The following is a 24,420-nucleotide window of genomic DNA, read 5'->3' as shown; positions in this document are numbered from 1 at the left end:
ACGGACCGGTCGCGCCGGGTTGTTCCCTGGCGCCCGGCCGCGCCGCGCGCCGGGCTAGTTCGTGGTGCCCGGCGGAAGGAGGTCCTGCACGTCCAGCCGGCTCGGCAGGGCGTTCTCGGCGTCCATCATGTCGGAGACCCGCTGGAGCCGGATCGGGTTGAGCGACAGCGGGAACGTGCCCACTGACACCAGCGCGGCGGTCTGCTGGTCCACGTCGACGTAGCCGGTCAGGGCGTCCTGCACGGACAGCTTGCTGTTCGTCGCGAGCTGCTGGACGTCCCGCAGGACCTGCCGGAACAGGGCCAGCGTGCGGGGGTTGGCCTCGGCGAACTTCTTGCTCGACGCGTACCCCGACATGGGGAAGTCCTTGGTCGGGCCGGTCGCCGTGTCGGTCACGATCCGCGCGCCGACGTCCTTCTGCGCCTTGGTGATGAACGGTTCGGTCATCCACGCCGCGTCGACCTGCTCGGACCGCATCGCGTCGACCATGCGGTCGAACGGCATCTCGCTCAGGGTGATCTGCTGCCGCTCGACGCCGGCGGTGTCCAGCACGGCCTTCGTGGTCAGCGCCCCGAGGTCGGTCGCGCTGTTCACCGCGATCCGCGGCGAGGCCAGCTTCGCCGGGCTGTCGTACTCCGGGTCGATCGTGACCAGGGCCATCGTGTTCGAACCCGCCTGGTAAGCCTCGCCCTGCAGCTGCAGCTGGGTGCCCTCGGCGGCGGCGCGGAACAGGTTGACGTGGCTGGCCCAGGTGATGTCCAGCGTGGTGTCGAGCTGCTTGATGCCCTCGGCCTCGCTGCTCAGCGTCACCAGCTGCACCGACAGGCCGGCCTTCTCGAACACCTTCTCGTTGAGGGCCAGCTTCAGCGGGGCCACGTCGACCACCGGCATGACGCCGATGCGCAGCGTGGTGCGCTCCACCTCGGGCTGGCCCGTGCCCTCGGAGCCCGGCAGCAGGCCGCACGCCGTCAGGGTCGCGGCACACGCGAACAACGCTGCCGCACGTCGCAGAACACGCGCTGGGGTTGGCATGGCACCTCTCGCCGCGATGACCGCTCGACCGGGTCTTTTTGATCAACCTAATTCTCGACGCAGTTGTCGTCGATGCGGGGGATGGTAACCACCCGGAGGTATGAAACGACAGCCCCGGCCGATACGGTGAGTGCTTCCGGACCCTTCCCTGGGGCAGGGGTGCGGCACTACGCTCCCGCCCGGGTGGCACAAGGTCCGAGTCGCGGCGTTGTGTCGCCGTGCGGAGGTGGGGTGCCTAGCCGGCGCTACCACAACTGTGCTGCAATTCGGCCCGATTTGCGAGTCCATGCTTCGGTCCGTGGGGAGAGGCCGGGGAACACTGCTGCCGGAAGAGGAAGCCCAGGGTGGCCCGACGAGAGAGAGGTCCCAGCCAGTCGGGCGCGGAGAATCCACCGCGCCCCGACAGCCCCGGAACGGGTGACGGGCTGGCTGCGTTGCGTGATGGAACTGTGACCGAGTCAACGGGCGCCGGGCCGACGACCGAGGTGCGCGAGAAGCAGAACGCCGGTACCGCCCCGTGGCGGCTCCGCAACTGGCGCCTGCCCACCAAGCTCGCCGCCGTCCTGCTGATCCCGACCGTGGCCGCGCTGGCGCTCGGCAGCCTGCGGGTGCAGTCCGACCTCGGCGACGCGACCGAGTTCAACCGGTTGGCGAACCAGATCCAGCTGGAGGCGGCCGTCGCCGACCTGGTCCAGCAGCTCCAGCGCGAGCGCGACCTGAGCACGAGCCACGTGGCTTCGGGCAAGAGCCTCGACCGCGTGGTGCTCGACCGCCAGCTGCGCCGGGTCAACGACACCACCGACGCGTTCAAGAACAAGATCATCGAGCTGGGCGGCGACCTGGACGAGGACGTCGCGGCCCGGTTCGGCCGCGCGGCCGACCAGCTCACGCGCCTCAACAGCCTGCGCAACGCGGTGCGCGACACCGCGTACCCGTCCGACGCCGTGCTGCGGACCTACTCCGAGTCCGTGGAGAGCCTCCTGGACCTGGGCGAGCAGGCCATCGCCGGGATCAACCACCCCGAGCTGGTGCGGCTGCACCTGGCCACCAACGCGATCGCGCGCATCAAGGAGCAGGAGTCGCGCAAGCGCGGCATCATGCTCGACGTGTTCCAGCGCGGCGGCTTCGGCCCCGGCCAGGAGCGCGCGCTGCTCGCCGCGAACGCCGAGCTGGACGCCGCCCGCAACGACTTCCGCAAGTCGGCGACGCCGGACCAGGCCAAGATCTACGACGACACCGTCACCGGTCTCATCGTCGACACCGCGAACGACATGCAGGAGTCGGCGCTGAACCTGGCGGCCGGCGGCAAGAGCCTGGCCTCGCTGCGCCCGGAGCGCTGGGACATCGCCTCGACGCTGACCGTGAACCTCACCCGCGACGTGGAGAACCTGCTGCTGGAGCAGCTCCAGACGCGCACCGACGAGCTGACCGGCACGGCGCGCGCGGCGGCCCTGCGCGACTCGGGCATCGTGCTCGGCGCGCTGCTGCTGGCGCTGATCATGGCGCTGTTCGTGGCGCGGTCGATCCTCAACCCGCTGCGCACGCTGCGCCGCACCGCCCTGGAGGTCGCCGACCACGGCCTGCCGGACGCGGTCAGCCGGATCCTGGTGGACCCGAACCCGCACGAGGCGGCGAAGACCGCCGTCGAGCCGGTGCCGATCACCACCAAGGAGGAGGTCGGCCAGGTCGCGCGGGCCTTCGACGCGGTGCACGGCGAGGCGGTCCGGCTGGCCGCCGAGCAGGCGCTGCTGCGCGACAACGTCAACGCGATGTTCGTCAACCTCTCCCGCCGCTCGCAGGCCCTGGTCGAGCGCCAGCTGAACCTGATCGACCGGCTGGAGCAGGACGAGCAGGACCCCGACCAGCTGGCCAGCCTGTTCGAGCTGGACCACCTGGCGACCCGGATGCGGCGCAACTCGGAGAACCTGCTGGTCCTGTCCGGCACCGACCTGTCCCGCCGGCTCACCCGCCCGGTGCCGGCCGCCGAGGTGCTCGGCGCCGCGGTGTCCGAGGTCGAGCAGTACGCCCGCGTGCAGGTCGGGCAGACCCCGGAGCTGACCGTCCAGGGCCGCGCGGTCAACGACCTCGTGCACCTGATCGCCGAGCTGCTGGACAACGCCACCGCGTTCTCCGACCCGGTCACCAAGGTCACCGTGCGCACGGCCCGCACCCGCAAGGGCGAGCTGGCCATCGAGATCCAGGACCGCGGCGTCGGCATGGTCGAGCAGGAGATCGCCGACGCCAACGAGCGGCTGGCCGACCCGCCGGACGTGGACGTCGCGGTGTCCCGCCGGATGGGCCTGTACGTGGTCGCGCGGCTGGCCAAGCGGCACGACATCAAGGTCCGGCTGCGCGCCAACGAGGACATCGAGGGCGGCACCACCGCGCTCGTCGTCGTGCCCGAGACGCTGGTCGCCGAGCCCGGCGCGGCCGGCTCGGCCCTGCCCGCCGAGTCCGTGTTCGGCACGCCGGCCACCTACCAGGCGCCCAACCAGGCCGAGCGCGCGAGCGGCATCGCGGGCGCGTTCACCGGCAACGTGCCGCGCCTGGACGACGAGCCCGCGCACGCCGGCCCGCCGAGCCAGGACGACGAGCCGGGCTTCCCGGTGAGCTTCGTGCACAGCGACCGGGAAGCGGACGCGACCGGCCTCCCCGTGCTCGGGGAGGCGCCCGCGGAGCGCTCCGGCGAGATCTCGCAGCCGTGGCTGCCGCTGGGCGACGACCTCGGCGAGCGGGACGCCGAGCACGAGCCGTCGGGCTCGTTCGGCGAACCGACGCTGTTCACCGCCTACGAGGACCGGCACGAGGACGACCCGGACCTGCACGGCTTCCAGACGACGCAGTTCGCGCCGGCCGTCGACGGCGGCCCGGCGGAGGACTCCGAGCCGTTCGCGGACGCGGCCCCGGTGGAGCCCGCCGCCCACGCGCGGCCCGGCCCGTTCGCCGAGCCCGAGCCGTTCGACGAGCCCGAACCGGTGCGGCGCAACGGCTCCGCGCCGCACGCGCCGGTCGCCAAGCGGATCGACCACGACCTCGACGCCCCGACCGAGCGGCTGCCGATCTACGAGGCGGTCCTCTCGCAGTGGTTCCAGGCCGTGGGCAGCGAGACCTCGGCGGCGGCGGCCCAGGCGGTGCCGCCGGCGCCCGAACCGGACGCGGAGCCCGCCGCGCGGGAGGAGGCGGTCCTGTCGACCCGCGAGCCCGAACCCGCGCCACCGGTCGCGCCGACCCCGGAGGCGGGGCCGACGCCCGCCCGCGAGGTCGACCGCGGCCGGCCGTTCACCGACGGCGGGCTGCCCAAGCGGCAGCCCGGCTCGCCCGAGAACCTGCCCAAGCGCACTCCGGAGGTGCCCCGCGTGACCGAGTTCGACCCGGTCGCCGAGCCGGGGCCCGTCGCGCACGGCGACCTCGCGGACTCGGCCGAGCCCGCCTGGCACTCGCCCGCCGACGAGGGCTGGCAGGCCGCGCAGGCACTGCTCGGCAAGGCCCCAGAGACCACGACACAGGCGGGGTTGCCCAAGCGGGTGCCCAAGGCTCAGCTTGTGCCGGGATCGGCCGCTCCCAAGCCCCAGGCCGCGGAGCGGCAACCGCAGCGGCCCCCGCTGCCACCACGATCGGCTGACGCGATCCGTGGACGCATGTCGAGTCTTCAGCAGGGCGTCCGCCGAGGGCGACACGCTTTGATCGACGCTTACGCTGGTGACATGTCGAGCCGGCAAGACGAGGAGCAGGAGTGACGACCGCAGCTCAGCCAGGCAGCTTTGGTTGGCTTATCACCGACTTCGTGCGCCGGGTTCCCGGTGTGGCACATTCCGTGGTCGTGTCGGCGGACGGGCTGTTGCTCGCCGGCTCGCAGGGCCTGCCCCGCGACCGCGCCGAACAGCTCTCCGCCGTGGCGTCCGGCCTGGTCAGCCTCACAGCCGGCGCCGCCCGGTGCTTCGAGGCGGGCACCGTGAACCAGACCGTGGTCGAGATGGAACGGGGCTACCTGTTCCTGATGTCGATCAGCGACGGGTCGTGCCTCGCGGTGCTCGCGGCCCCGAACTGCGACATCGGTCTCGTGGCCTACGAGATGACCCTCCTGGTCGAGCGCGTCGGCCAGCAGCTGACCCCGGAGCTGCGCGCACAGCTCCAGGGCGCGGTCCGGCGGTAGGTCCTCATGAGATCGTGGGGGTGAGCGGTAAATGGCTGAACGATCTGGCGCCGGCGGACGTCGCTTCGGTAGGAACTTCAACTACCAGGAGTGGGCGGTCGGGGGCTTCCGATTCGACGAGCCGGATGCCGACCCCTCAGCAGACGAGGAAGCCGAGGACGCACCCAACCCGTGGGCCGGTCGGGCGGCCGGTCCTCCACGGGTCGAAGGCACAGGGCAGGGGCAAGGCGATATGTCTCAGCGTGAGGTTGACGACTCGTCGTACGACTACGACGACGTCCCCAACCGGTTCGACATCGACGGGTACGGCAGCGGGCTGTTCGGAGGTCCGGGCGCCGACCTGTTCGGCGCCCACGGCTTGCCCGACAGCGTGCCCGAGCAGCTCCCCTACACGACCGGTCCGCAGCCGGTCGTGCGGCGGGAGGAGAACCCGGCGGCCGAGTCCGGCTCGCTGGTCCGCCCGTACACCCGGACCGGTGGCCGCACCCGGCCGGACTACGACCTCGCGATCGAGGCGCTGGTGTCCACCAGCGAGCGGGGTCAGGAGCGGGACGCGGCGGTGCTCCCCGAGCACCGCTCGATCTGCGGGCTGTGCACCGACACCAGGTCGGTGGCGGAGGTGGCGGCCCTGCTGCGGCTGCCGCTGGGCGTCGTGCGGGTGCTGATCGGCGACATGGCGAGCATGGGTTTGGTTTTGATTCACCAGGGTGGCTTGGTCGTGGGGGACCGGCCGTCCATTGAATTCCTTGAGAGGGTGCTCAGTGGGCTTCGCAGGCTCTAGCCCCGACGCGGCCGAAGGCGCACGGAAGCCGACGACCTCCGCGAAGATCGTGGTGGCCGGTGGCTTCGGCGTGGGCAAGACGACGTTCGTCGGTTCCGTGTCGGAGATCGTGCCGCTGACCACCGAAGCGGTGATGACCGAGGCGAGCGCGGGGGTCGACGACCTCTCGGCGACGCCGAACAAGGTCACGACCACGGTGGCCATGGACTTCGGCCGGGTGTCGCTCGACCAGGACCTGATCCTGTACCTGTTCGGTACACCGGGTCAGCACCGGTTCTGGTTCATGTGGGACGACCTGGTGCGGGGTGCGATCGGTGCGATCGTGCTGGTGGACACGCGGCGGTTGGCCGACGCGTTCGCGTCGATCGACTTCTTCGACGACCGGCAGCTGCCGTACGTGGTGGGCGTGAACTGCTTCGACGGTCTGCTGCACCACCGGATCGAGGACGTGCGGGAGGCGTTGACGATCGACCAGTCGGTGCCGATCGTGACGTGCGACGCGCGCAACCGGCAGTCGACGAAGCAGACGCTGATCACGCTGGTGGAGCACGCGATGCGCCAGTGGATGTCGGTGCGGGCGGGCTGAGGTCGGGGTTGTGCCGGGGCGGTTCCTCCTGTCGGGGAGGGACCGCCCTGCGGCCTGCGCGGGTTCGGCCCGGGGCGGATCCGGTTCGCCTGTCGTGCTGTGCTGGCTGTCGGCGTGGTCGGGCGAGGACGGCGACGTGGTGCGGCTTGGTCGTCGGAACCGCCCGCGACGAACCCGTAGGAGGGCGGTGACAGGTGCGCGGCGGTGGCACACCACCGGGTGGTTGTTTCGCCTGAGCGGGCGTTATGCCGGGTTGTCCTCGACCAGTGCCGCCGACGTGATGCGGTGCAGGGGGAAGCGGCGCACCTCGCCGTAGCTGACGTCCACGCCCTCCAGCACGCCACCGCCCACGGACTGCGGCGTGATGACGCGCCGCGCCGCCGTGCCGTGCCCGTCGACGAAGTCCACGAGCACCGAGCGCCCCTCCCGCGCCGCCCGCTGCAGCAGCGCCAGCGTGGCCGACGGCCCGGCGCCCAGGTGGCCCGGCACGGACACCCGCGCGCCGCCCGCGGTCGTCGCCGCCTGGTCGCCCGCCCGCACCAGGCGCACCAGCTCGCCCAGCTGCTCCTCCGACGGCGGCGCGGGGGACGCCTGCCTGCGCCGGCCCTTGCCCGCCGTCCGCCGGCCGGCCGCCCGCAGGTCGAGCACCCGCCCGTCCGGGCCCTCGGCGGCGGGCGCGAAACCGGCCGCGCGCAGGCCGTCCAGCACCTCGGCCAGGGGGTAGGGGCTGATCAGCACGGTCGGGGCGATCCTGCGCAGCTCCAGCCGCTCCGCCGCCGGGTGGGCCGTCACCTCGGTGACCAGCACCGGGTCGTCGCAGCGCAGGAACGACCCCGCCGCCCCGCCACGCAGCCGGCCGTGCCGCCGCGCCGCGTCGTCGATCAGGTACGTCAGCGACTGCGGCACCGGCGTGCGGGACCGCGCGCGGAACAGCTCGTGCAGGTCGGCGGCCGTGCGCCCGGCGTCGAACGCGCGCCGCACCGAGTTCTCGTGCACCCGGTACACCGTCGCGCCGCCCGCCGACTCGACGTCCGCGACCAGCGCGATGTCCTCCGCCAGCTCCGGCTCCAGGCGCCCCGGCGCGACCACGGTCAGGTCGGCCTGCACCAGCACGTGGTCGACGGGCGCGGGCAGCGCGTCGCCGAGCCGCTTCGCCGCCGCGCCGGGCCCCTCGGTCAGCAGCGTCCGGCCCTGCGCGGTGAGCGCGTCGAGCGCCAGCACCCCGACCGCGGTGCCCTCCTCGACGGTCCACCGCACCAGGTCGTCGCGCAGCCGGCCGCCCCGCCGGGGCGCCCGCCACGCCAGCACGGCGGCCAGCTCGTCGGGGTCGGGCGCCGCCGTGCCGTGCGGCAGGGCGGCCAGCGCCTCCAGGACCCGCCTGCGGTCGCGCGGCGCGGCGGGCCGGTTCAGCTCCGGGGCCAGCGCGGTGAGCAGCCGGTCGCGGTCGTCGCGCCGCCCGATCAGGCCCGGCAGCCGGGGCAGGTCCAGCCACGCCTGCGCGAGCGTCGCCCAGCGGTGCTCGGGCGCGGCGGCCAGCCACGCGTCGGCCTGCGTGGTGGGCACCCACTCCGGCTCGGCGCCCTCCGTGTCGGCCAGCAGGCCGGCGTTGACCACCAGCTCGACCAGCAGCGCGGCCCGCCGCTCGTCGACGTCGAGGTCCTTGGCGGCCCTGCGCAGCTCCCGGACGCCGACGCCACCGGACCGCAGCACGGCCGGCGGCTCCTCGGACCAGCCGGTCAGCAGCCCCTCCACGTGCCGGGACAGCTCCAGCGCCGCGCCGCCCGCGGTGCTGTCGACCGTGGCCGGGTCGCGCTCGGCGGTGGTCAGCGGCGGCTCGGCCACCCGGACCTCGCCCAGCGGCCGGTCCCCGCGGACCTTGAGGCCGATCTCGCGCGGCAGCTCGACGGTCATCGCGTCCCGCCGCACCAGCAGACCCCTGGCCAGCAGCTTCTGGATGGGCGTCCGGGCGCCGGCCAGCGACACGACGTGCGCCGCGTCCTTCGTCTGCCCGAGCGGCGGGCCGGCCGCCAGCGCGGACAGCACGCGCCGCTCGTCGTCGCCGAGCACGTCGAGGTCGGCGTCGGCCAGGGCCGGCACGGACCGCCCGAGCCCGCACGGGAACGGGTTGACCGCGTCGCGCGTGGCGGGCGGCGTGGCCAGGGCCCCGTCGTCGCCCCACACCAGAGCCCGGCCGCGCAGGGCGTCGACCGCCGGCCGCACGTCCACGTCGAACAGCCGGTCGAGGTCCGCCAGCGGCACCGGCCGCTGGTCGGCGTCGAGCACCAGCAGCGCTTCGAGGACCGTCAGGGTCAGCGTGTCCAGGTCCTCGCAGGCCCGCGCGACCGAGGCCCGCGACCCGACGCGGGTGGCGAGCACCACCGTGTCGGCGGGCGGCGGGGTGGCCAGGTCGGGGCGCGCGCGCAACAGCGCCACGAGCGCGGTGTCGTCCTGCGCGCGCAGCCACTCGGCCAATGTGGTGCCGGACATCCCCACCACGGTATAGGGCCGCACGCGCGCCCGAGCCGGTGAGGCACACTTGACCTCGACGTGCAGCACCACCGAGGAGGAACCGTGGCCAAGGCCCGCCCCGAGCGCATCGACCCCCACTGGCCGGAGCCGCCCGCGGACGGCAAGTACGCGGTGAGCGAGCTCGCCAGCGACGTCCAGGGCGCCCTGTCCCCGTTCGGCAAGGTCACCTTCCCCCTGCCGGTGGAGGACCTCGGCTACCACCACCCGGAGACCGAGATCAACCGCTGACCCGGACCACCCGCCGACCCGGACCGGCAGCCGGCCGGTCGGCGGGTGCGGGGGCGGTTCCGCCCGCAGGGCCCGTGAGGGGCCCGCGTGCCGCCCCGGCGCGGTGCCCGCCGGCACGCCCGGTGCGGCCCGCGGACCGGCCGCACCCCACCTCCCGCCGGTCGGCGGGCATCCCGGAGCCGCACGCGTTCCGTTAATCCGTGCGGACTAGGCTCGCCCTCCGCGAGAGCGCGCCGTTCTGGGAGGTTCGATGCCGGTCCCCGGCCCTGGTTACTCCATCACCGTCCGCTTGGAGGCGCCGCCGTCGGCGAGCGCGGCCGGCGACCTGACCTCGGCCGTCGGCCGGGCCGGCGGCGTGATCACGGCGTTCGACGTGGTCGAGTCCCACACCGACCGGGTGATCATCGACCTCACCTGCAACGCCCTGTCCGCGAACCACGCGAAGGACATCACCGACACCCTGGGCCTGCTGCCGGGCATCGTCGTCCGCAAGGTCTCCGACCGCACGTTCCTGGTCCACCTCGGCGGCAAGATCGAGATCTCCTCCAAGGTGCCGCTGCGCAACCGCGACGACCTCTCCCGCGCCTACACCCCCGGTGTCGCGCGGGTCTGCCAGGCGATCGCCGAGAACCCGGACGACGCCCGCCGCCTGACCATCAAGCGCAACACGGTCGCGGTCGTCACCGACGGGTCGGCGGTGCTCGGGCTGGGCAACCTCGGCCCGGCGGCGGCGCTGCCGGTGATGGAGGGCAAGGCGGCGCTGTTCAAGAAGTTCGCCGGCGTGGACGCCTGGCCGGTGTGCCTGGACACCCAGGACACCGAGGAGATCATCCGCGCGGTGGAGCTGATCGCCCCCGTCTACGGCGGCATCAACCTGGAGGACATCGCCGCGCCGCGCTGCTTCGAGATCGAGGCCCGGCTGCGCGAGAAGCTCGACATCCCGGTCTTCCACGACGACCAGCACGGCACCGCGATCGTCGTCGTCGGCGCGCTGCGCAACGCCCTGCGGGTGGTGGGCAAGAAGCCGGCGGACTGCAAGATCGTGGTCTGCGGCGTGGGCGCGGCCGGCTCGGCGATCATCCGGCTGCTGCTCAAGCAGTCGCCCGCCGACGTGGTCGCGGTCGACGTGGACGGCATCGTCCACCGCGACCGGCCGGGCCTGGACGACAACCTGAAGTCCATCGCGGCCGTCACCAACCGCGACAACGTCAGCGGGCGCCTGCACGACGCCCTGGTGGGCGCGGACGTGTTCATCGGCGTGTCCGCCCCGAACCTGTTCGGCGCGGAGCAGGTCGCGACCATGAACCAGGACGCGATCGTGTTCGCCCTGGCCAACCCGGACCCGGAGATCGACCCGATGGAGGCGCAGAAGCACGCCGCCGTGGTCGCCACCGGCCGGTCGGACTTCCCGAACCAGATCAACAACGTGCTGGCGTTCCCCGGCGTGTTCCGCGGGCTGCTCGACGCGCACGCCCGCTCCATCACCGACGCCATGATGACGGCCGCGGCCAACGCCATCGCGGACGTCGTGGACGGCGAGAAGCTCAACGCGTCCTTCATCGTGCCCAGCGTGTTCGACAGCTCCGTGGCGCCCGCCGTCGCCGAAGCCGTCCGGAAGGCCGCCGTCGAGCGGGCTTAGCATCGGCGGCATGACCAAGCGGTTCACCCACCTCGACGGGAGCGGCGCGGCGCACATGGTGGACGTGTCCGCCAAGCAGCCGACGGCCCGCACGGCGGTCGCGTCCGGCGTGCTGCGGACCACGGGCGAGGTGGTGGCGCTGCTGCGCAGCGACGGCCTGCCCAAGGGCGACGCCCTGGCCACGGCGCGCATCGCCGGGATCATGGCGGCCAAGCGCACGTCCGAGCTGGTGCCGCTGTGCCACCCCATCTCGCTGTCCGGCGTGGAGCTGGAGCTGGAGCTGGGCGACGCCGAGGTGCGGGTCACCGCGACCGTGCGGACCACCGACCGGACCGGGGTGGAGATGGAGGCGCTGACCGCCGTGGCCGTGGCGGGCCTGGCGCTGCACGACATGGTGAAGGCGGTCGACCCGGCGGCGTCGATGGACGCGGTGCGGGTCGAGCGCAAGGAGGGCGGCAAGACCGGCCTGTGGGAGCGCCCGTGAGCGCGGCGCGGGTGATCACCGCGTCCAACCGGGCCGCCGCCGGGGTGTACGAGGACCGGGGCGGGCCGATCATCGTGGCGTGGCTGCGCGACCGCGGGTTCGACGTGCCGGACGCCGCGGTGGTGCCCGACGGCGAGCCGGTCGAGGCGGCGCTGCGGGAGGCGGTGGCCGCCGGGGTGGCGGTGGTGATCACGACCGGGGGGACCGGGATCAGCCCCACCGACCGCACGCCGGAGGCGACGCGGGCGGTGCTCGACTACGAGGTGCCGGGCGTGGCGGACGCCATCCGGGGGGCGGGCTGGCCGCGCGTGCCCACCGCCGTGCTGTCGCGCGGGGTGGCCGGGGTGGCGGGCCACACGCTCGTGGTGAACCTGCCCGGCTCGACCGGTGGCGTGCGCGACGGGCTGGAGGTGCTCGGCGCGCTGCTGGAGCACGCGGTGGACCAACTGGCCGGAGGTGACCACGCATGACCGGAGTCCTGCGCGCGACCGTCAGCGACGAGCCGCTGTCGGTGGCGGAGCACGCGGAGTTGGTGGACGACCCCGCCGCCGGGGCGGTGGTGACGTTCGCCGGGGTGGTGCGCGACCACGACCACGGGCGGTCGGTCCGCGAGCTGGAGTACGTGGGGCACCCGTCGGCGGCGGAGGTCGTGGCGGAGGTCGCGGGCGACGTGGCCGGGCGGTTCGCCGGGGTGCGCGCGGTGGCCGTGTCGCACCGGGTGGGGCGGCTGGGGATCGGCGACGTGGCGCTGGCGTGCGCGGTGTCGGCGGAGCACCGGGCGGAGGCGTTCGCGGTGTGCTCGGAGCTGGTGGACGAGGTGAAGCGGCGGCTGCCGGTGTGGAAGCGGCAGGTGTTCGCGGACGGCAGCGACGAGTGGGTCAACTGCCCCTGATCCCCGGCGGCCACCGGTCCGGTGGTTCGGCGGCCCAGGTGGCCCGGTGATCCGGGCGGCCCGGCGGTTCAGGTGGTCCGGCGCTTCGGGCGCCCGGTGGTTCAGGTGGCCCGGTGGTTTCGGCCGCCCGGCGGTTCGGCGGTGACCGAGTGGTTCAACGGCTCGCGTGGTCAGCGGCGGCCGTTGGTCCAGCGGTGGCCGGGTGGTCCGGCGACTTGGGTGGTCCGGCGGTTCGGATGGCTCGGGTGGTCGGGCGGCGGGCCGGTGGTCGGGCGGCTCGGGTGGTCCGGCGGCTCGGGTGGTCCGGCGGCTCGGATGGCTCTGGTGGGCCGGTGGTCGGGCTTGCCGGCCGGCGGCTGGGCGGTTCGGCAGTCGGGCGGTTCGGTGGTGGTCGGGTGCCGCGGCGCGCTGCCGGGTCCGGCGCTGCCCGCTCCTGCGTCGGGCGCCCGGCCCGGTTCGATCATCCCACGCGGCGCGGGCCCCCGCCTCCCGTCGACGGCGACGCCGCCCGGGCGCGGGGCCCGGACGAAGCAGAGACCCCGCCGTCGGGGGGAACGGCGGGGTCTCTGGTCCGGCGGGTCGGCCGTGGCCGACCCCGGGATCACTTGGTCGCGATCTTGTGACCCGGCAGGATCAGGTCCGGGTTCGGGATGAACTGCTTGTTCAGCTCGTGCAGCTTCGCCCAGCCGCCCTCGACCTTCAGCTCCGACGCGATCTTGGACAGGGTGTCGCCCGCCTTGATCTCGTAGTCGCCGGCCGGGTTGGTGCTGGGCAGGGCCACGGGGGCCGGGGCCGGCGCGGCCTGCTTGACCGGCGCCTGCTGCGGCTTCTGCTGCTGCTGCGGCTGCTGCTGCACCGGGCGCGGCTGCGCCGGGGCGGGCGCGGAGCGCTGCGGGGCGGCGGCGGGGGCCGCGGCGCCGCCCAGGCCCTTCGGGCCGCAGACCGGCCACGCGCCGATGCCCTGCGTCTGCAGGACGTTCTCGGCCACGCGGATCTGCTCCTCGCGGGACGCCTGGTGGGGCATCCCGGAACCGCCGTTGGCCTGCCACGTGCTGGGCAGGAACTGCAGCCCGCCGTAGTAGCCGTTGCCGGTGTTGATGCTCCAGTTGCCGCCGCTCTCACACGCGGCGACCGTGTCCCAGTTGACGCCGGAGCCCTGGGCGTTGGCGGTGCCGGCGGCCAGGCCCAGCGGGGCGCCGACGATGACGCCGGCGACGGCGACCTTCGCGACGGTGCGGGCGGCGGCGCTGACGGCGGGACGGTGCTTGCCTCGGTAAGAAGCCATGTGCCTCTCGCCCACCACACCTGCGGGACCGACTCGGGTTCGGGCCCGGGATGTCGATCTGCCCCCGTCCGGCGGAATTTCCTCGCTCGGGGTTCGGTGCCGGGACCGCTGGACGGGGTGCGGTGTGCGGGTCCCGGATCATGCTTTCGGTCGGTTCGGGGCCAACCAGAGAGCGACGGTACGTAACCGCGTCCGGGAGTCCAAACGTTCTCCGCCGTGATGCGCATCACTGTAACAATACGTGGTGATCGTGCGAGCTGAGCGTTTAGCCAGCTCAGAGGGCCGTTACCGTCCCGTTTCCGTTCCGAGATGCGCCGAGATAAATCACGTTCAGTGAGGTCTGGCTCACGTATTCACTCACACGTGGCATAAGCCTCGTCAGCCCCCGGCGAAGGGCGGCAGCACGTCCAGCCGCGCGCCGGGGGCCACCGGCGCGCCGTGGTCCCGCACCGCCACGCCGTCCAGCAGGAAGCTGCACGCCGCCAGCACGCGCCCCAGCCCGTCGCCGTGCCGGGCGCGCACCGCGTCCAGCACGTGCGCCACCGTCGGCGCGCCGGGCAGCTCCACGCTCTCGTCCGGCACCCCGGCCGCCGCCCGCGCGCCGGCGAAGTACCGCACCGTCAACCGGACCACCTCAGCCCCCGATCGCGCTCATCGGCCGGTCCGGCTGGTGGAACCCGGCGTCGTTGATCCCGTGCCCGGCGGCCTTCGCCCACGAGTTCGCCCGCCACCGGTCGGCGAGCTCCTCGTCGGAGGCCCCACCGCGCAGCAGCGCGCGCAGGTCCGTCTCCGACCGGCTGAACAGGCAGTTGCGCACCTGGCCGTCGGCGGTCAGCCGGGTCCGGTCGCAGGCCGCGCAGAACGGCCTGGTCACCGACGCGATCACACCCACGGTGGCGGGCCCGCCGTCGACCAGCCACCGCTCGGCCGGCGCGCCGCCGCGCTCGCCGGGCTCGGGCGCCAGCTCGAACGCCCCCCGCAGCGCCGCCAGGACCTCCTCCGCGGTCACCATGCCCGCGCGGTCCCAGCCGTGCTGGGGGTCCAGCGGCATCTGCTCGATGAACCGCAGCTGGTAGCCGTGCTCCAGGCAGAACCGCAGCAGCGGCACGGCCTCGTCCTCGTTCACGCCGCGCATCAGCACCGCGTTGACCTTCACCGGCGCCAGGCCCGCGGCCCGCGCGCCGGCCAGGCCCGCGAGCACGTCGTCGAGGCGGTCGCGCCTGGTCAGGTCGCGGAAGCGGACCGGGTCCAGGGTGTCCAGCGAGACGTTCACCCGGTCCAGCCCCGCCGCCACCAGCCCGCCGGCGCGCCGGGCCAGGCCGATGCCGTTCGTGGTCATCGAGATCCGCGGCCGGGGCTCCAGCGCCGCCGCCGCCGCGATCACGCCCTCCAGGCCCGGCCGCAGCAGCGGCTCGCCGCCGGTGAACCGGAGGTCGGTGACGCCCAGCCGGGTCACCGCGACGGCCAGCAGGCGCGTCAGCTCGGCGTCGGTGAGCACGTCCGGCTTCGGCAGCCAGTCGAGGCCCTCGGCGGGCATGCAGTAGGTGCACCGCAGGTTGCAGCGGTCGGTGAGCGATACGCGCAGGTCGGTCGCCACCCGCCCGAACCGGTCGACCAGCAGGGGGGAGTCCGGCCGGGCGGACACCCCGGGCGCGCCGCGCGCGGAGGGTAGTCCCAAGTCGACTGCCGTCACCTCCGCCAGGGTAGTGCTCCGCCGCACCGGGGGTGGCGCCACGAGGGGCGGGGCCCGGCCGGACGAGCGCCGGGGGCGACCTCTCGGCGGCTAAGTTGTCCGGCATGACGAGCGAGCACGACGTCCCGGCCGACGTGGTGGAGCGGTTCGGCTCCTACACCCGGGAGTCGAGCGCGCTCACCACCCTGTTCCACAGCCGCGCGGCCGAGCGGATGGGCCTGTCGCCGACCGACGGGAAGTGCCTCGACCTGGCCGTGCGCGCCGAGGAGCCGATCACCGCGGGCCGGATCGCCGAGCTGTCCGGGCTGTCCACCGGCGCGGTGACGGGCGTGATCGACCGGCTGGAGCGGGCCGGGTACGTCCGCCGGGTGCGCGACCCGCACGACCGCCGCAAGGTGCTGGTCGAGGTCACCGCGTCGGACGAGGAGTCCGCCCACCTGTTCATCGGCGCGCGGGAGACCCTCCGCGAGGTGCTGTCCCGGTTCACCCCGGACGAGTGGGAGGTGCTGGAGCGCTACAACCGGGCGCTGATCGAGGTCTTCCGGGAGCGCGTCGCCGGGGGGTGAGCCGGCAGCATGGCCGGCATGGCCGTGCGGTGGAACTACCTGATGGACATGGACGGCGTGCTCGTGCACGAGGAGCACCCGATCCCGGGTTCGAGCGAGTTCGTGGCCGAGCTGACCGCGAGCGGCACCCCGTTCCTCGTGCTCACCAACAACTCCATCTACACGCCGCGCGACCTGCGGGCCCGGCTGTCCCGCACCGGCCTGGAGGTGCCCGAGGCGGCGATCTGGACCTCCGCCCTGGCGACCGCGAAGTTCCTGGACTCCCAGCGGCCGGGCGGGTCGGCGTTCGTGATCGGCGAGGCCGGCCTGACCACGGCGCTGCACGAGATCGGGTACGTCCTGACCGACCGCGACCCCGACTACGTCGTGCTCGGCGAGACCCGCACCTACAGCTTCACGGCCATCACCAAGGCGATCCGGCTGGTGGAGGAGGGCGCGAGGTTCATCGCCACCAACCCCGACGCGACCGGCCCGTCCCGGGAGGGCTCGCTGCCCGCGACCGGGGCCGTCGCCGCGCTGATCGAGCGCGCCACCGGGCGCGAGCCGTACTACGTGGGCAAGCCCAACCCGCTGATGATGCGGTCCGCCCTGCGGGCGCTGGGCGCGCACTCGGAGAACACCCTGATGATCGGCGACCGGATGGACACCGACGTGCGGGCCGGGCTGGAGGCGGGGCTGCGCACCGTCCTGGTGCTGACCGGCATCTCGGCCGGGACCACCACCGAGCTGTACCCGTTCCGGCCGACGCGGGTCGTCGGGTCCATCGCCGACCTGGTCGGCCACTCGGCGGACCCGTTCCCCGACCAGCCCTGACCCGCCCCGCCGCCGGGTTCACCCGGCCGGGGGAGGCCGGTGAATCCGGCGGCGCGCGCGTCCGGGCCGGTCACGCGGCCCGCCGGCGGCGCCGGGTGATCGACTTGCGCGCACCGCGCGGCGACGTCGCTTATCGTCGCAGGGGTGGACCGACCGCTGTTCGTGGTGGGCGACGTGCACGGGCACCTCGCCGAGCTGACCCGCGCCCTGCACGCCCGGGGGCTCGTGGACGAGGGGGGAGACTGGGCGGGCGGCGACGCCCGGCTGTGGTTCCTCGGCGACTTCGTGGACCGGGGGCCCGACGGCGTGGGCGTCATCGAGTTCGTGATGCGCCTCGCCGCGCAGGCGGGCGGGCAGGTGGACGCGCTGGTCGGCAACCACGAGGTCCTGCTGCTGGGGATGCGCCGGTTCGGCGACGAGGACGTGCCCGGCGCGCCGACCCCGCGCAGCTTCGCCCGCAGCTGGCTGCTCAACGGCGGCCTGCGCAGCGACCAGGACCGGCTGACCGACGAGCACGTCGAGTGGCTCACCAGCCGGCCGGTGCTGCGCCTGGAGGACGACCACCTGCTGATGCACTCCGACACGCTGGCGTACCTGGAGTGGGGTTCGTCCGTCGACGAGGTCAACGCCGCCGTGCGCGAGGTGCTGCGCGGCGACGACCTGGCCGCCTGGTGGGAGTGCTGGCGCAGGATGACCACCCGGTACGCGTTCCGGGGCGCCGACGGGGGCGCGGTGGCCGCCGGGCTGCTCGACGCGCTGGGCGGGACCGAGGTGGTGCACGGGCACAGCGTGATCGCCGACCAGCTCGGCGTCGCGCCCGCGGAGGTCGACGGGCCGCTGCGGTACGCGGACGGCAGGGTGCTGGCCGTGGACGCCGGGCTCTACAGCGGTGGGCCGTGCCTGGTGGTGCGGCTGGACGACGGCGCGTAGCGGCCGGCGCGCTCCACCCGGGACGGGGCCCGGGTCAGGGCGCGGGGACGATCTCCTTGCCCAGCGGCATCAGCGACACCGGGATCATCTTGAAGTTCGCGACGCCCAGCGGGATGCCGATGATCGTGGCGCACAGCAGCACCCCGCTCACCAGGTGGCCCAGGGCGAGCCAGATCCCGGCGACGACGACCCAGATCACGTTGCCGACCAGCGACGGCGCGCCCGCGCCCGGCCGGTCGACCACGGTCCGGCCGAACGGCCACAGCGCGTAGTTGGCGATGCGGAACGACGCCAGGCCCCACGGGATGGTGATGACCAGGACGCAGCAGATGACGCCGGTCAGCACGTACCCGATGGCGAGCCAGAACCCGCTCAGCACCAGCCATATCAGGTTCAGGAGGATCCGCACGCCACCATCTTGCCCGATCACCGCCTACGACGACGCCGTCAACCAGATCAGCGCGGCGTTGAGCGCGACCACCGCCGCCGCGACGCCGACCGCCGTCGCGGTCACCGCGCGGTGGTTGGCGTGCTCGCCCATGACCGACCGCCGCGCGGTCAGCCACACCAGCGGGACCAGCGCGAACGGGATGCCGAAGGACAGCACCACCTGCGACAGCACCAGCGCGCGCGTCGGGTCCGCGCCGAGCGCCAGGACGGCCAGCGCCGGGACCAGGGTCACCACGCGCCGGGTGAGCAACGGCACGCGGACGCGCAGCAGCCCGTCCAGGACCACCGCGCCCGAGTAGCAGCCGACGGCGGTGGAGGCGAGCCCGGACGCGAGCAGCCCGACGGCGAACAGCAGCGCCACGCCGCCGCCCAGCTCGGCGTCGATGGCGCGGTGGACGCCGGCGAGCGTGTCCACGTCCGGCGAGCCGCCCAGCGCCGTCGCCGCCAGCAGCAGCATCGCCACGTTCACTGCGCCCGCGAGGAGCATCGCGACGGTGACGTCCACCCGGGTCGACGCCAGCAGGTGCGGCGCCCTGCCGTGGCGGTCGCGGGTCAGCGCCGAGTGCAGGTAGACGGCGTGCGGCATCACGGTCGCGCCCAGCATCCCGGCGGCCAGCAGCACGCTGTCCGCGCCGTCGAACCGCGGCACCAGGCCGTGCGCGGCGCCGACCGGGGCGGGCGCGACGAACAGGCCCGCGGTGAACCCGACCGCGATCACGACCAGCAGCGTGGTGATCACCCGCTCGAAGGGCTTCTGGCCGCGCCGGTCCTGGACGAGCAGCAGCGCCGTCGACACCACGCCGGTGATCAGCCCGCCGACCGTCAGGGGCAGCCCGAACAGCAGGTTCAGCGCGATCGCGCCACCCAGCACCTCGGCCAGGTCGGTGGCCATGGCGACCACCTCGGCCTGCCCCCAGTAGGCCAGCCGCAGCGGGCGCGGCAGGCGGTCGCGCACCGCCTCGGGCAGGGACTGGCCGGTGACCAGGCCCAGCTTCGCGGACAGGTACTGCACGAGGCCGGCCATCGCGTTGGCCGCGACCAGGACCCACAGCAGCAGGTAGCCGTAGCGGGCGCCGGCGGAGGTGTTGGTGGCGACGTTGCCCGGGTCGACGTACGCGATGGCGGCGACGAACGCCGGACCCAGCAGGGCGGCGCCGCTGCGGACCCGATCCAGAGCTGTCACGGCTCGAATGCTGCCAGAGGCCGGAGGCGCCGTGGGGGCGGGTTTCCGGCGGTCAGGGCAGCGGGAGCAGCGCGGCGGTCACCGCCTCGACGGTGCGCACCGCGTCCCGGCCCGGGGTGAGCAGGTGGCTCAGCACCACCCGCACGATGGTCTCCGCGGCCAGCTCGGCGCGCTCGGGCGGCAGCAGCGGCCAGTGCCGCCGGATGTGCTCCAGGAACACGTCGGTGGCCGACGCCAGCACCGGGTGGCCCTTGGTGGTGATCAGCGGGAGCATGTCCTCGGCGTGCGTGCCGCCCAGCACGGAGCCGGTCAGCGGGTCCTTCGCGGCGAGGCGGAAGACGAACTCCACGGCCTCGCGCAGGCCGGTCACCGGGTCCGGGGCGTCGGCGAGGCGCTGCCGCACGCCGTCCAGGAACTCCTCGGTCTTGTACCGGGTGACCGCCTCGACGATGCCGTTCTTGTTGCGGAACTCGTTGTAGACGGTCTGCCTGCTCACCCCCGCCCGGGTGGCGACGTCGGCCACGCGCAGACCGCGGAAGCCGTGCCGCGCCAACAGTTCCGCTGCCGCCTCGAGCAGCGGGCGGGTGAGTTCGGTCACGGCGCCCAGCTTGGCACAGAAGCGGTTTTCGCAAACCCCCGTACTGTTCGGGGTGTGCCGCTGACCGTGGGGTTCGACCTGGACATGACGCTCATCGACCCCAGGCCCGGCATGGCGGCGGTGATGGACGCGGTGGCGGCCGAGTCGGGGCACCGGCTCGACGGCGCCCGCTTCGCGGCGAACCTCGGCCCGCCGCTGGACATGGTCTACCGCGACTTCGGCGTGCCGGAGGAGGAGGTCCCCGACCTCGTCGCCCGGTTCCGGCAGCTCTACCCGGACATCGTCATCCCGGCGACGGTGGCCCTGCCGGGCGCCGCGCAAGCGCTTGCCGCGGTGGGCGAGCTGGGCGGCAGGACGGCCGTGGTGACCGGCAAGTACCGCGCCAACGCGGCGCTGCACCTGGCCGCGTTCGGCTGGGAGGTGGACCACCTCTTCGGCGAGCTGTGGTCCACCGGCAAGGCCGAGGCGCTCAAGGCGCTCGGGGCCGCCGCCTACGTGGGCGACCACGTCGGCGACGTGCGCGGGGCGCGGGCGGCGGGCGCGGTGGCCGTCGCGGTGCCGAGCGGGCCGTGCTCCGCCGCGGAGCTGGCCGCCGAGGGCGCCGACGTGGTGCTCGCGTCGCTGGCCGAATTCCCGGCGTGGCTGCGGGCGAACGCGGGGGCGCTGACCGCCGGGGAACGCGCCCGCCCCTGAACCGCCCGCCGATCACGCGCGGCGGCCCGCGCCGCCGATCACGCGCGCCGGTCCGCGCCGCCGGCCGCGCGCACGGCCCGCGCCGCCGACCGGGCGGGCGGGTCCGGGACCCGCGCGGGGTCAGCCCTGCCGGCGGGAGTTGCGCACGGCCCCGAAGACGCCCAGCGCCAGCCCGGCGGGCGCGAGCAGCCACCCCGCCGCGAACACCCAGGCCGGCAGGCCCGGTTCGCCCGCGATGAACATCGCCGCGATCGCCACCACGCCCAGCGCGAACAGGGCGACTGCCAGCGGCATCAGCTTCGGACTCGACATGGGGGTGAGCGTAGTCGCGGGTGCGGTCGCGCAATCGGAGGTGCCCCGGCGGGCGCCTTCCCGATACCCTGGTGGGACGCGTCCTGGGCACGCCCGGGGCGCGTTCGTCGTGTGGTTGCAGAGGGATTGGTGAGCGCGGTGCCGACCGGCAAGGTCAAGTGGTACGACTCGGAGAAGGGCTTCGGCTTCGTCACCCAGGACGGTGGCGAGGACGTCTACGTGCGGAAGTCCGCCCTGCCCCCGGGCGTCGAGGGCCTGAAGGCCGGGCAGCGCATCGAGTTCGGCATGGCCGAGGGGCGGCGGGGTCCGCAGGCCCTGTCCGTGCGGCTGATCGACCCCGCGCCGTCGGTGGCGGAGGCCCGGCGGCGGCCCGCCGAGGAGCTGCACGGGCTGGTCGAGGACATGATCAAGCTGCTGGAGCTGAAGGTGCAGCCCGAGCTGCGGCGGGGGCGGTACCCGGACCGCAAGAACACCAAGCTGATCGCCGACGTCGTCCGGGCGGTCGCGCGGGAGCTGGACCCGTAGGCCCGCCGGCCCGCGACCGGGCGCGGCTTCAGCCCCGGTCGTCCACCGACAGCACCCAGGTGCCCCTGGCCACGAAGTCGAAGGCCCCGGTCGAGCCGGCCTCGATCCGCGAGCCGTACTGCTGCACCTCGACGCTCTCCAGCTGGTCGTCCCGCTCGGGCAGGACCAGCGTGTAGGCGTAGCGCGGGTCCCGGTCGGTGAAGAGCCTGCTGCGCAGCGGTTCCTGCGGTTCCCCCCGCGCGTTGCGGTAGGTGAACTTCACCGACCAGGCGGTCCCGGCCAGCTCGCCGGGCACGGAGATCTGCACCGGCTTGCCCGGCCGGACGCGCAGCACCCCGGCCGCGCGGGGGTCCACCGCGCAGTTCTCCGACTTCAGGTCGCAGTACTGGGTCGGCCGCACGGTGACGGTCCTCCCGTCCGCGTGGAAGGTGACCTCGGGGTCCGCGGGCGCGGCGCAGGCCGCGACGACCGGCAGCAGCAGGAACGGCAGAACTCGGCGCACGGGCAGGCAGCCTACGGCGTCACCGCCGTGGGCCGGATCGGGCGGTCGCCGCCCAGGCCCGGGATGAGCGTGCTGCCCCGCCGGGACAGGATCGTCTGGACCAGGCCGCAGGCCAGCAGGCCGGACAGCACCGTGAAGCCGATCCAGTACTCGGTCGGCAGCAGGACGCCCACCGCGCCGCCGAAGACCCAGCCCAGCTGCAGGATGGTCTCCGAGCGCCCGAACGCCGACGCCCGCGACTCCTCGGGCAGGTCGTCCTGGATCACCGCGTCCAGGCTTACCTTGGCCAGGGAGCTGGCGGTCGCGCCGACCAGGCCCACGGCCGCGGCGGTGAGCAGGCCCGGGAGGACGGCGGCGAGGACCGTCACCGCCAGCGCCGCGCCCAGGCAGCCGATCACCACCTGGTCCGGCGCGCCGAAGTGCAGCCGCGCGCCCACGGCGTTGCCGAGGAAGCTGCCCGCGCCCGCCGCGCCCGCGATCACGCCGAGCAGGAGCAGCTGCAGGAACGCGTCGCCCTCGGTCTGCGCGCGGACCACGAACGCGGCGAACAGCATCAGGAAGCCGGTGAGCATCCGGATCGCGCCGTTGCCCCACAGCGCCACCACGACGGTGCGGCCGAGGGCCTGGCGCCTGGGCTTGTGCGGCCGGGCCCGCAGGGACGTCGGCACCTCGCCCTCGGTGACCTCCACCCACGACGGGATGCGCAGGCACAGCCAGGCGTTGGCCAGGCTCACCGCGGCGGTGAACCACAGCGCGCCGGGCGAGCCGAAGACGTTGGCCAGGCCCGCCGCGACCAGGCCGAAGACGCCGCCCGCCGCGAGGCCGAAGATCGTCATGCGGGCGTTGGTCTTGGACAGCGTGATGTCGCGCGGCAGGACCCGCGGCGTGATGGCGGCCTTGAGCACGGTGAACGACTTGGACAGCACCATGCTGCCCAGGGCCGCCGGGTACAGGCCCCAGTTGTCGAAGTTCGTCGCCATGACGATCGACAGCACCACGCGGAGCAGGCAGGACGCGGCCAGGGCGAACCGCCTGCCGTGCTGGACGCGGTCCAGCGCCGGGCCGATCACCGGGGCCACCAGGGCGAACGGGGCGACCGTGATCAGCAGGTAGAGCGCGACCTTGCCCTTGCTCTCCCCGGCCGCCGCGGAGAAGAACAGGGTGTTGGCCAGGGCCACCGCCATCGCCGCGTCGGCGGCGTAGTTCAGCATCACCGCGTAGGTGAGGGAGGACAGGCCCGACTGCTTCGCGCCGTCCGCGTGGGCCGCCTTCCGGAACGCCGCGACCGCCTGGCCGCCGAGCTGCCTCGTCCGCCACAGCGCCACGCGGGTGACGGTGAGCTTCTTCGGCGCGGCCGGCGCGGTCGGGCGCTCGTCGGGCGGTGGGCCTTGCGGTGGTGGGCCTTGCGGTGGTGGTCCCTGGGGTGGTGGGCCGTGCGGCGGCCCCTGCCGCGGTGGGCCCTGTGGCGGTCCCTGCCGGGGCGGCCCCTGCGGGGGCGGCGCGCCCGGCGTCGGGTAGGGCCGGGTGCGCGGCTTGTACTCGTCGTCTTCCCACGGGTACCGCCGCGACTGGTCTTCCGGCCGTGGACGCGTCACGGTGACAATCCTGCCTCACGGGCACCGCGCTGTCTCAGGCATTGCGCCCGGTTAGCACGGTCGTGACCCGTCCGGAGCACGCCGCCGGGGAGGCCCGCCGGCGCTCAGCCCGTCCGGAGGCGGACGCGGAAGACCTTCGGCCAGTTCTTGCCGGTCACCAGGAACTCGTCGGTGCCGGGCACGGCCGCGATGCCGTTGAGCACGTCGCTCGCGGGCACGTCCGCCGGGCGCAGCGAACCGAGGTCGACGGTGTCCAGCACGTCGCCGGTGCCCGGGTCGATCCGCACCACCTCGTCGAGCTGCCAGAGGTTGGCCCACACCCGGCCGTCGACGCACTCCAGCTCGTTGATCCGCACCAGCGGGATGCCGTTGCGCCGCACGGTCACCCGGCCGGTCTCGGCGAACGTCACCGGGTCGAGGAACCGCAGCTCCTCGGTGCCGTCGCTCATCACCAGCCGGCCGCCGTCCCGGCAGAGGCCCCAGCCCTCGCCCTCGTACGTGACGCGCTTCACCTCTTCGAGTGTTCTGCGGTCCCACTGGATGGCGATGCCGTCGCGCCAGGTGAGCTGCCAGATGTGGTCGCCGACCACCGTCACCCCCTCGCCAAACAGCGGCGGCGGCAGGTCCACCCGGTCGCGGACCTCGCCGGTGGCCGGGTCCAGGGCGCGCAGCGACGACTGCCCCACCAGGCCCGTGCCCTCGTAGAGCACGCCGTCGGCCAGCTCGAAGCCCTGCGTGAACGCCGAGGTGTCGTGCGGGATCGAGCCCAGCACCTCCACGCCCGGCGCAGGCCGCTCCGGCTCGCCGGGCGCGCTCGTGCACGCCGCCGCCAGGACGAGGACCGGGACCACCGGAAGCCACCGCACGTCGAAAAGGGTGGCACGTGTGCGCGGGCCCGCGCCGACGTGCGGCACAATTCACCCGTGACCGCCACGCCGACCCAGCAGCCCG

Annotated in this window: 26 protein-coding genes; 14 read left to right on the top strand and 12 right to left on the bottom strand. The window is 74.2% G+C overall.

The annotated features are described in order from the left end of the window. Positions 1 to 54: 54 nt before the first annotated feature. Positions 55 to 993 carry an ABC transporter substrate-binding protein gene (locus JOE68_RS12765; protein ID WP_239562225.1) on the bottom strand — a complete coding sequence of 313 codons (939 nt, stop codon included), beginning with the start codon at positions 991 to 993 and terminating at the stop codon, positions 55 to 57. Positions 994 to 1,481: 488 nt separating this feature from the next. Between JOE68_RS12765 and JOE68_RS12760 the strand changes: the two genes are divergently transcribed. Genes JOE68_RS12760 through JOE68_RS12745 form a run of 4 tightly spaced genes read left to right on the top strand, consistent with a single transcriptional unit; the run spans position 1,482 to position 6,552 of the window. Continuing rightward, positions 1,482 to 4,769, top strand: coding sequence for a nitrate- and nitrite sensing domain-containing protein (locus tag JOE68_RS12760; RefSeq protein WP_307819654.1), 3,288 nt, complete (start codon positions 1,482 to 1,484; stop codon positions 4,767 to 4,769). After that, complete coding sequence (locus JOE68_RS12755; protein ID WP_015097946.1) at positions 4,766 to 5,185, top strand: roadblock/LC7 domain-containing protein; 420 nt, start codon at positions 4,766 to 4,768, stop codon at positions 5,183 to 5,185. The genes JOE68_RS12760 and JOE68_RS12755 overlap by 4 nt, the downstream gene beginning before the upstream one ends. A gap of 31 nt (positions 5,186 to 5,216) precedes the next feature. Continuing rightward, positions 5,217 to 5,966: a DUF742 domain-containing protein gene (locus JOE68_RS12750; RefSeq protein ID WP_204842570.1), complete on the top strand. Its 750-nt coding sequence runs from the start codon at positions 5,217 to 5,219 to the stop codon at positions 5,964 to 5,966. After that, positions 5,947 to 6,552 carry a GTP-binding protein gene (locus JOE68_RS12745; protein WP_184691328.1) on the top strand — a complete coding sequence of 202 codons (606 nt, stop codon included), beginning with the start codon at positions 5,947 to 5,949 and terminating at the stop codon, positions 6,550 to 6,552. The genes JOE68_RS12750 and JOE68_RS12745 overlap by 20 nt, the downstream gene beginning before the upstream one ends. A gap of 243 nt (positions 6,553 to 6,795) precedes the next feature. On the opposite strand, the gene JOE68_RS12740 is transcribed toward JOE68_RS12745, so the two are convergent. After that, a complete protein-coding gene (locus JOE68_RS12740) occupies positions 6,796 to 9,039 on the bottom strand; it encodes a helicase-associated domain-containing protein (protein ID WP_204842569.1) in 2,244 nt (747 codons plus the stop codon). Positions 9,040 to 9,123: 84 nt separating this feature from the next. On the opposite strand from JOE68_RS12740, the gene JOE68_RS12735 reads away from it, so the two are divergent. The 5 genes from JOE68_RS12735 (at position 9,124) to JOE68_RS12715 (ending at position 12,324) form a co-directional block, all read left to right on the top strand. Next, complete coding sequence (locus JOE68_RS12735) at positions 9,124 to 9,309, top strand: hypothetical protein (RefSeq protein WP_204842568.1); 186 nt, start codon at positions 9,124 to 9,126, stop codon at positions 9,307 to 9,309. Between the two features lie 250 nt (positions 9,310 to 9,559). Further along, positions 9,560 to 10,948: an NAD-dependent malic enzyme gene (locus tag JOE68_RS12730; protein WP_204842567.1), complete on the top strand. Its 1,389-nt coding sequence runs from the start codon at positions 9,560 to 9,562 to the stop codon at positions 10,946 to 10,948. A gap of 10 nt (positions 10,949 to 10,958) precedes the next feature. Further along, on the top strand, positions 10,959 to 11,432 hold the full coding sequence (gene moaC / locus JOE68_RS12725) for a cyclic pyranopterin monophosphate synthase MoaC (RefSeq protein ID WP_204842566.1): 474 nt from the start codon (positions 10,959 to 10,961) through the stop codon (positions 11,430 to 11,432). Then, complete coding sequence (locus tag JOE68_RS12720; RefSeq protein WP_307819653.1) at positions 11,429 to 11,902, top strand: MogA/MoaB family molybdenum cofactor biosynthesis protein; 474 nt, start codon at positions 11,429 to 11,431, stop codon at positions 11,900 to 11,902. Before moaC ends, JOE68_RS12720 begins: the two co-directional genes overlap by 4 nt. Beyond that, complete coding sequence (locus JOE68_RS12715; protein ID WP_204842564.1) at positions 11,899 to 12,324, top strand: molybdenum cofactor biosynthesis protein MoaE; 426 nt, start codon at positions 11,899 to 11,901, stop codon at positions 12,322 to 12,324. Before JOE68_RS12720 ends, JOE68_RS12715 begins: the two co-directional genes overlap by 4 nt. Positions 12,325 to 12,925: 601 nt before the next feature. Here the strand turns inward: JOE68_RS12715 and JOE68_RS12710 are convergent. From JOE68_RS12710 to moaA, 3 genes are all read right to left on the bottom strand, one after another. Continuing rightward, positions 12,926 to 13,609, bottom strand: coding sequence for a LysM peptidoglycan-binding domain-containing protein (locus JOE68_RS12710; RefSeq protein WP_239562223.1), 684 nt, complete (start codon positions 13,607 to 13,609; stop codon positions 12,926 to 12,928). Between the two features lie 378 nt (positions 13,610 to 13,987). Further along, positions 13,988 to 14,242 carry a MoaD/ThiS family protein gene (locus JOE68_RS12705; protein ID WP_204842563.1) on the bottom strand — a complete coding sequence of 85 codons (255 nt, stop codon included), beginning with the start codon at positions 14,240 to 14,242 and terminating at the stop codon, positions 13,988 to 13,990. 1 nt (position 14,243) lies between these two features. Further along, complete coding sequence (moaA, locus tag JOE68_RS12700; protein WP_204842562.1) at positions 14,244 to 15,302, bottom strand: GTP 3',8-cyclase MoaA; 1,059 nt, start codon at positions 15,300 to 15,302, stop codon at positions 14,244 to 14,246. 104 nt (positions 15,303 to 15,406) lie between these two features. Here moaA and JOE68_RS12695 point away from each other — a divergent pair, with 104 nt between their 5' ends. The 3 genes from JOE68_RS12695 (at position 15,407) to JOE68_RS12685 (ending at position 17,611) form a co-directional block, all read left to right on the top strand. Beyond that, positions 15,407 to 15,868, top strand: coding sequence for a MarR family winged helix-turn-helix transcriptional regulator (locus tag JOE68_RS12695; RefSeq protein WP_204842561.1), 462 nt, complete (start codon positions 15,407 to 15,409; stop codon positions 15,866 to 15,868). 18 nt (positions 15,869 to 15,886) lie between these two features. After that, positions 15,887 to 16,681 (top strand): HAD-IIA family hydrolase, encoded by a 795-nt coding sequence (locus JOE68_RS12690; protein WP_204842560.1) that lies wholly within the window; start codon positions 15,887 to 15,889, stop codon positions 16,679 to 16,681. 144 nt (positions 16,682 to 16,825) lie between these two features. Further along, positions 16,826 to 17,611: a metallophosphoesterase gene (locus JOE68_RS12685; protein ID WP_204842559.1), complete on the top strand. Its 786-nt coding sequence runs from the start codon at positions 16,826 to 16,828 to the stop codon at positions 17,609 to 17,611. 34 nt (positions 17,612 to 17,645) lie between these two features. Here JOE68_RS12685 and JOE68_RS12680 read toward each other — a convergent pair whose 3' ends face one another. The 3 genes from JOE68_RS12680 to JOE68_RS12670 are packed head-to-tail and all read right to left on the bottom strand — an operon-like array spanning position 17,646 to position 19,842. After that, positions 17,646 to 18,020 carry a YccF domain-containing protein gene (locus tag JOE68_RS12680; protein WP_204842558.1) on the bottom strand — a complete coding sequence of 125 codons (375 nt, stop codon included), beginning with the start codon at positions 18,018 to 18,020 and terminating at the stop codon, positions 17,646 to 17,648. Between the two features lie 24 nt (positions 18,021 to 18,044). After that, a complete protein-coding gene (locus JOE68_RS12675) occupies positions 18,045 to 19,244 on the bottom strand; it encodes an Nramp family divalent metal transporter (protein WP_204842557.1) in 1,200 nt (399 codons plus the stop codon). Between the two features lie 52 nt (positions 19,245 to 19,296). Next, entirely contained in the window at positions 19,297 to 19,842 is a 546-nt protein-coding gene (locus JOE68_RS12670; protein WP_204842556.1) for a TetR/AcrR family transcriptional regulator, read from the bottom strand. Between the two features lie 54 nt (positions 19,843 to 19,896). Here JOE68_RS12670 and JOE68_RS12665 point away from each other — a divergent pair, with 54 nt between their 5' ends. Further along, the gene (locus JOE68_RS12665) at positions 19,897 to 20,535 is read left to right on the top strand and encodes an HAD family hydrolase (protein WP_204842555.1); all 639 of its coding nucleotides are present in this window, start codon (positions 19,897 to 19,899) and stop codon (positions 20,533 to 20,535) included. A gap of 120 nt (positions 20,536 to 20,655) precedes the next feature. On the opposite strand, the gene JOE68_RS12660 is transcribed toward JOE68_RS12665, so the two are convergent. After that, a complete protein-coding gene (locus tag JOE68_RS12660; RefSeq protein WP_204842554.1) occupies positions 20,656 to 20,847 on the bottom strand; it encodes a hypothetical protein in 192 nt (63 codons plus the stop codon). Between the two features lie 138 nt (positions 20,848 to 20,985). Here JOE68_RS12660 and JOE68_RS12655 point away from each other — a divergent pair, with 138 nt between their 5' ends. Beyond that, a complete protein-coding gene (locus JOE68_RS12655) occupies positions 20,986 to 21,372 on the top strand; it encodes a cold-shock protein (RefSeq protein WP_204846069.1) in 387 nt (128 codons plus the stop codon). A 28-nt stretch (positions 21,373 to 21,400) separates the two neighbouring features. Here the strand turns inward: JOE68_RS12655 and JOE68_RS12650 are convergent, their stop codons facing one another. The 3 genes from JOE68_RS12650 to JOE68_RS12640 form a co-directional block, all read right to left on the bottom strand. Continuing rightward, a complete protein-coding gene (locus JOE68_RS12650) occupies positions 21,401 to 21,874 on the bottom strand; it encodes a DUF2771 family protein (RefSeq protein WP_204842553.1) in 474 nt (157 codons plus the stop codon). Between the two features lie 11 nt (positions 21,875 to 21,885). Beyond that, positions 21,886 to 23,469 carry an MFS transporter gene (locus JOE68_RS12645; protein WP_204842552.1) on the bottom strand — a complete coding sequence of 528 codons (1,584 nt, stop codon included), beginning with the start codon at positions 23,467 to 23,469 and terminating at the stop codon, positions 21,886 to 21,888. 104 nt (positions 23,470 to 23,573) lie between these two features. Further along, entirely contained in the window at positions 23,574 to 24,335 is a 762-nt protein-coding gene (locus JOE68_RS12640) for a glutaminyl-peptide cyclotransferase (protein WP_346038991.1), read from the bottom strand. Positions 24,336 to 24,420: the final 85 nt, after the last annotated feature.

The sequence above is a fragment of the Saccharothrix algeriensis genome, assembly GCF_016907655.1.
Classification (GTDB): Bacteria; Actinomycetota; Actinomycetes; order Mycobacteriales; family Pseudonocardiaceae; genus Actinosynnema; species Actinosynnema algeriense.
Note: the sequence above shows the minus strand (reverse complement) of the source record. Positions and strands in the feature narration are given on the sequence as shown.